Source organism: Mesorhizobium sp. M7A.F.Ca.MR.245.00.0.0 (assembly GCF_003997415.1).
Taxonomy (GTDB): domain Bacteria; phylum Pseudomonadota; class Alphaproteobacteria; order Rhizobiales; family Rhizobiaceae; genus Mesorhizobium.
The window spans coordinates 44,433-49,748 of record NZ_RZTE01000038.1; the positions used below are offsets into that span (position 1 = coordinate 44,433).

General features: G+C 60.6%; 7 protein-coding genes. 4 read left to right on the forward strand and 3 right to left on the reverse strand.

What is annotated here, in order from left to right:
* Positions 1 to 95 precede the first annotated feature (95 nt).
* On the forward strand, positions 96 to 563 hold the full coding sequence (locus tag EOB80_RS27430) for a DUF1203 domain-containing protein (RefSeq protein ID WP_127273685.1): 468 nt from the start codon (positions 96 to 98) through the stop codon (positions 561 to 563).
* A 63-nt stretch (positions 564 to 626) separates the two neighbouring features.
* Positions 627 to 800, forward strand: coding sequence for a hypothetical protein (locus tag EOB80_RS34650; protein ID WP_164762737.1), 174 nt, complete (start codon positions 627 to 629; stop codon positions 798 to 800).
* Here EOB80_RS34650 and EOB80_RS27435 read toward each other — a convergent pair.
* Together EOB80_RS27435 and ald are read right to left on the reverse strand one after the other, a co-directional pair.
* Positions 797 to 2,104: an outer membrane beta-barrel protein gene (locus tag EOB80_RS27435; protein ID WP_127330932.1), complete on the reverse strand. Its 1,308-nt coding sequence runs from the start codon at positions 2,102 to 2,104 to the stop codon at positions 797 to 799. The two genes, EOB80_RS34650 and EOB80_RS27435, sit on opposite strands and share 4 nt — an antisense overlap.
* Positions 2,105 to 2,309: 205 nt before the next feature.
* Complete coding sequence (gene ald / locus EOB80_RS27440; RefSeq protein WP_127330934.1) at positions 2,310 to 3,425, reverse strand: alanine dehydrogenase; 1,116 nt, start codon at positions 3,423 to 3,425, stop codon at positions 2,310 to 2,312.
* A 155-nt stretch (positions 3,426 to 3,580) separates the two neighbouring features.
* Between ald and EOB80_RS27445 the strand changes: the two genes are divergently transcribed.
* Positions 3,581 to 4,054 (forward strand): Lrp/AsnC family transcriptional regulator, encoded by a 474-nt coding sequence (locus EOB80_RS27445; RefSeq protein WP_127269076.1) that lies wholly within the window; start codon positions 3,581 to 3,583, stop codon positions 4,052 to 4,054.
* 145 nt (positions 4,055 to 4,199) lie between these two features.
* On the opposite strand, the gene EOB80_RS27450 is transcribed toward EOB80_RS27445, so the two are convergent.
* A complete protein-coding gene (locus EOB80_RS27450) occupies positions 4,200 to 4,853 on the reverse strand; it encodes a 5-formyltetrahydrofolate cyclo-ligase (RefSeq protein WP_127330936.1) in 654 nt (217 codons plus the stop codon).
* 163 nt (positions 4,854 to 5,016) lie between these two features.
* On the opposite strand from EOB80_RS27450, the gene EOB80_RS35575 reads away from it, so the two are divergent.
* A partial coding sequence (locus EOB80_RS35575; RefSeq protein ID WP_245466454.1) for an FAD-dependent oxidoreductase occupies positions 5,017 to 5,316 on the forward strand: 300 nt, incomplete at its 3' end.

The window sequence follows — 5,316 nt, forward strand, 5'->3', positions numbered from 1 at the left end:
CGACGGGCGCCCGGCTCTTCGATATCTGGCAGGAATCGGGTGGGCGGCGAGAGTTCAAAGGGATAATTTCCGGTAGACCACACCGGAGATTTTCCATGACCATCCAGTTCAAAGCTTTGCCGACCGAAGGTGTCAGGACGCTGCAGCGCGGCGGGATCGATGCTTATGGCCAAATGCCCGAGCGAAAGATCTCCGACGGTGACGGCATGCCTTGCCGGCATTGCTTGAAGAACATCGCCGCCGGCGATGCCTATCTTGTTCTGGCGTACCGGCCATTCCCGCAGCTTCAGCCCTATGCTGAAACGGGGCCGATCTTCCTGCATGGCGAGGAATGCGACCGCGCTGCCGAGAGCGAGGCGCTGCCCGAGATTCTCGAAAGCCCCGACTACATCGTGCGCGGCTATGGCAGGGATGATCGCATCGTCTATGGCAGCGGCGGCGTCATCCCGACCACGGCAATTGCTGCACGGGCCGAGACGCTGTTCGAACGCGACGAGATCGCCTACGTCCATGTCCGTTCGGCGCGTAACAATTGCTACCAGTGCCGCATCGAGCGCGCTTGAGGCTGAGATTAGCCGCTGGAAACAGTTGTCGTACTCCCGTCGCATATTCGCGATAGAAAGCTATTGTCGATCGATTTGCCGACCGCGGATGAACCGGCGGTAAATCTCGACATCGAGGAAGCGGGGCTTTGGCTCCGCTTTTTTGTTGCCTGCGTTTGGCGCGGAAAGATTCGAGCAATAAAAAAGCCCGCCGGCATGGCCGACGGGCTGCAACTGTTTGGCTGGAGGGCCTTTTAGTTGAACTTGTACTTCGCGCCGAGGCGCACGGTGTGGAAAGAGGAAGTCGAGGTAAGGGTGTCGTCGGGTGCGCCGAATTCCGAAGAAAAGTCCTTCTCGGCGAACTGCGAATAGCGATATTCGAGACCGACGGTGACATTGCTGGACAGAGCCGTTTCAAGGCCGCCACCAACCGAGAAACCGCTGGAACCCCAGTCGAGAATGTCGCCGATCGGGTCGGAAGCGTTCAGATCGAAATGCTGCCAGCTGTAGCCGGCAAGCGCATAGGCAAGGGTCGATTCGTTCATCTTCATGCCGACGCGGCCCAGCACATCGAACCCATAGTCGGTATCGACGTTGATCGACCCGCCGCCGAGATCCAGCTTGGAAGTCATGCCGGAGTAGCGTGCATCGACCATGACGCCTGCGACCCAGCTGCCGAAGTCATGATCGTAGCCGACGTTCAGTTCACCAAAGGCACCTTCGCCACCGAGACCATTGAATTCCAGGTCGCCGAGCGGCGGAACGTTGATCTGATGCACGGACGCACCGGCGCCACCAGCGCCACCGATATAGAAGCCGGTCCAGTTGTAGGCTGGCGTCTCGAAGGCAGCACCGCCGCCGTTCTGGGCACCGAAACGGTAATTGGCTGCGATCTGGAAAGTATGGCGCGAGGTGTCAAGATTGAGGAGACCGTCCGGTACTCCGACAATGCCAGCCTCGGAAAGAAGATCGTCCTTGGTCCCGAAGCCCGTATAGCGATACTCAGTCTTGATCGTCCAATTGCTGTTGATGGCCGTTTCGATGCCACCTCCGACAAAATACCCGCTCTGATCCCAATCAAAGTCGAAGCCAGCGTTCGTATCGAGCTTGTACTTCTGCCAGGAATAGCCACCCAGCACGTAGCCCAGAGTGTTCGGCGTCAAGAGGTAGCCGAGACGCAGGCCAGCGTCGAAACCGTAGGTTTCCTTGATAGAAGCGTCGAACCCCGTAATGTCCAGCGTGGTCTTGATGTTGCCCACGTGAGCGTCCAGCAGACCTCCGATGAGGAACCGGGGCGAGACCATATAGTCATAGCCGACCGTCAGCTCACCATAGACGCCTTCGCCACCAATGCCGTTCAGCGAGACTGGAATAAAATCGCTGCTGAGCTCGTGTACGTTGGCACCGGCACCGACGCCAAAACCAACGTACAGACCGCTCCAGTTAAAGCCGGCAGCTTCTTCCACTGGCTGCACGACGTCTGCTGCATGAGCAGCAGACATCAAAGCCACAGCAGAAACAGCACCAAGAAGAAAAGATTTCGCGGATGTGCGAATGAACATATGCCCGTACCCCAATGAGTAAACCCAGAATGTCTCTAGCAGGGAGTCGGCCGGTACGGGAATGACAAATATGCAACAATGATGAGCAAAGTGCCGTTGCGTCACATCTTTCGACGCCATGCTTTGCCTGAAAAACAGCTCGCAAGAAAAAACCCGCCGGCATGGAACCGGCGGGCTGGATTGAAAGGAGCTGTTTTCGCGAAAATCAGGCGGCGAGAACGGCTTTCGGCTCGACCAGTTCGTAGCCGAGCGCCTCGGCGACTGCCCGGTTGGTGATCTTGCCCTTGTGGACATTGAGGCCGTTGCGCAGGTGATGATCGTCGACCAGCGCCTTCAGGCCCTTGTCGGCAAGCTGCAGGCCATAGTGCAGCGTCGCGTTGTTGAGCGCGTGGGCCGAAGTGACCGGCACGGCACCAGGCATGTTGGCGACGCAATAGTGGATGACGCCGTCGACCTCATAGGTCGGCTCGGCATGAGTGGTGGCGTGCGAGGTCTCGAAGCAGCCGCCCTGGTCGATGGCGACGTCGACCAGCACCGAGCCTTTCTTCATGCCCGACAGCATTTCGCGCGAAACCAGTTTTGGCGCCGCGGCACCCGGGATCAGCACCGCGCCGACGACGATGTCGGCTGAAAAACACTCTTCTTCCAGCGCCTCGACAGTCGAGTAACGGGTGTGGACGCGGCCGGCGAAGAGGTCGTCGAGCTGGCGCAGGCGCGGGATCGAGCGGTCGATGATGGTGACGTCGGCGCCAAAGCCGGCCGCCATCCTGGCCGCGTGCAGGCCGACGACGCCACCGCCGAGCACGGTGACCTTGCCGGGCAGCACGCCGGGCACGCCGCCGAGCAGCACGCCGCGGCCGCCATTGGCCTTCTGTAGCGCCGTGGCGCCGGCCTGGATCGACAGGCGTCCGGCAACTTCCGACATCGGCGCCAGCAACGGCAGGCCGCCACGGTCGTCGGTCACGGTCTCGTAGGCGATTGCCGTCACGCCGGACGCAAGCAGGCCCTTGGTCTGCTCCGGATCCGGAGCAAGGTGAAGGTAGGTGTACAGGATCTGGCCTTCGCGAAGCTGCGCCCATTCGCTGGGCTGCGGCTCCTTGACCTTGACGATCATGTCCGATCTGGCGAACACCTCGGCGGCCGTCTTGGCAATCGTGGCGCCGGCGGCGCGATAGGCGTTGTCATCGGCGCCGATGCCGGCACCGGCCCCGGTCTCAACCAGCACTTCGTGGCCATGGGCGACATATTCGCGGACCGAGCCGGGGGTGAGGCCGACGCGGTATTCGTGGTTCTTGATTTCCTTGGGGCAGCCGACGCGCATTTTCTTCTCCTGATCCGGCCCTTTGGGCTCGTTCCCTGTATGGATGGAGTGAACCACGAATCCTTGCGCAGGTGTTTGCGAATGCGCTTGCGCCAACCGGCAGGTTTCGATAATCGTTGCGCGAAATAGCTGAATATTCGCAGGATTCACGAAAAATGCGGCTCGACAGGATTGATATCGCCATTCTCGAGGCTTTGCAGAAGGATGGCAGGATACCCAATGCGGCACTGGCCGAGAAGGTCGGCCTGTCGCAGTCGGCCTGTTCGCGCCGGCTCGACAATCTGGAGAAATCCGGAACCATCCGCGGCTATCATGCCCGGCTTTCCAATGCAGCACTCGGCCACCAGATGACGGCGATCGTGCACATATCGCTGTCAGGACAGTTCGAGAAGACGCTCTCGGATTTCGAGGCGGCGATCAAACGCTGCCCGAACGTGCTGTCCTGTCACCTGATGTCGGGCGAGTACGACTACATCCTGCGGATCGCGGCGAAGGATCTCGTCGACTATGAGCGCATCCACAAGGAATGGCTGTCGGCGATGCCGCACGTGACCAAGATCAATTCGTCCTTTGCGCTACGCGAAATCGTCGACAGGACCGCCATGGGCATGAAGCCGGAAATGGCCTAGGCTGCGTTGATATTCAGGTGATGCCGGCCTGCAAATGGTAGCTCCCTGCGCTTCCGGTGCTCGCGTACGAAAAGTACGCTCCGCTCCCGTTCTCGGAAGCGACCATTTTCGACTCGGCCTGACCTGAATCTCAGCACAGCCTGGACTAGCTGGCCTCCGTTACCACCCGGTCCATCGGGATATCGTGCGGCTGCGGGTAGATGGTCGCGATGCGCTGCAGCTCGTAGCCGACGCCGATGACCAGCGGCTTGAACGGCATCGCTGCCAGCGTGCGGTCGAAGAAGCCGCCGCCATAACCCAGGCGGTAGTTCTGGGGATCGATGCCGACGATCGGCGAGATGACGATGTCCGGCAGCACCGGATCGCCCTCGGCCGGGATCGGGATGTTCCAGACACCTTTCTCCAGCCGGTCGCCCGCTTTGTAGGCGCGGAAGATCAGCGGCTGCCCCTTGTCGATGACGATGGGCAGGGCGGTGCGGCCGCCGCGTTCGTTTATGGACGCCATCCAAGACCGCAAATCCGGCTCGCCGCGAAACGGCCAGTAAAGACTGACCATGCGCCCGGCGATCTCGCCAATGATCGCGTCGAGGCCATCGGCGATGCGTTGCGACATTACCGCTCGCGCGTCGGCCGAAACGGCGAGACGCGCAGCGATCAGCCGTTCGCGTTCGGCCTTGCGCCAGCGTCTCACATCGGTCCAGCCGCTCGAAGGCGCACGGAATTCCGGATCGAGCTCGTGCATGAAACAGGGCGGCGAAGAATACTGCGCCGGAGCATCGTCGTCACGATCGTTGGCCATGCCTCACCTCATCGCGTGTTCGATGACGCTATACCTCGCGATACGATACAACATGTGCATTCACGACATGCAACGACGAGTCTCGGTCACTGCCTGTCTGTTGTTGCATTGCACAAAAATACCTACATCCAGGACAGGCAATCTTGCTATCGGGGTGAACGAAATGAATGAAGCCAGGCATCATGTCGTCGTTGTCGGCGCGGGTTTCGGCGGTCTTGAGTTCACCCGTGCACTTGCTGGCGCTCCGGTGCGTATCACCATGATCGACAAGCGCAACCATCACCTCTTCCAGCCGCTGCTCTACCAGGTGGCGACGACGGCGCTGGCCACCTCCGAGGTTGCCTGGCCGATCCGCCACCTCCTGCGCAAGCGCAAGGATGTGACGACGCTGCTCGCCAATGTCACCGGTGTCGACCGCGCTGCCGTCATCGAGCAGCACGCGCTTGCCGGCACCATCATCGAG